General features: G+C 58.2%; 1 protein-coding gene. It reads right to left on the minus strand.

Annotated elements, in window-relative coordinates:
- Positions 1–27: 27 nt before the first annotated feature.
- The coding region (gene tnpC, locus BGK49_RS27780) for an IS66 family transposase (RefSeq protein WP_023566199.1) at positions 28–629 on the minus strand (602 nt) is incomplete at its 5' end.

Below are 629 nucleotides of genomic sequence, written 5' to 3' on the forward strand. Positions count from 1 at the left end.
AGCAAGAACCGTATTGACGGGGATGTGTTATTCAGTCGGCAGTGCTACGCGCCAGGGGAGCAGTTCGCCGACCCGGTTTATCGGCCAGTCGGCTATGACGTCAAGTACATAGCGGAGGTAGCTTTCTGGCTCCACTCCGTTCAGTTTGCACGTCCCGATCAGGCTGTACAGCAGCGCTCCCCGCTCTCCTCCATGATCCGAACCGAAGAACAGGTAGTTTTTGCGGCCCAGACTGACCATCCGCAACGCATTTTCAGCGATGTTATTGTCCGCCTCAGCCCAGCCATCATCTGCATAGTACGTCAGCGCCGGCCACTGGTTCAGGGCGTATGCGAACGCTTTCGCCAGTTCTGAGTGTCGCGACAGGGTTTTCATCTTTTCACGCAGCCAGCTTTCCAGGGATTTCAGCAGCGGTTTCGTTTTCAACTGACGTTCGGCAAGGCGCTGCTCCGCCGTCATTCCCCTTATCTCTGCCTCGATGGCGTACAGTTCGCCGATCCGTTTCAGCGCTTCCTCCGTCAGGGCTGACGGGGTGCGAACGTGCACATCGTGGATTTTACGGCGGGCGTGAGCCCAACAGGCGGCTTCCGTTATCCGGCCATCCCGGTACAGCTCGTTGAACCCGGCGT

It is taken from the genome of Shigella sp. FC1544 (genome assembly GCF_001722145.1).
Lineage (GTDB): Bacteria > Pseudomonadota > Gammaproteobacteria > Enterobacterales > Enterobacteriaceae > Escherichia > Escherichia coli.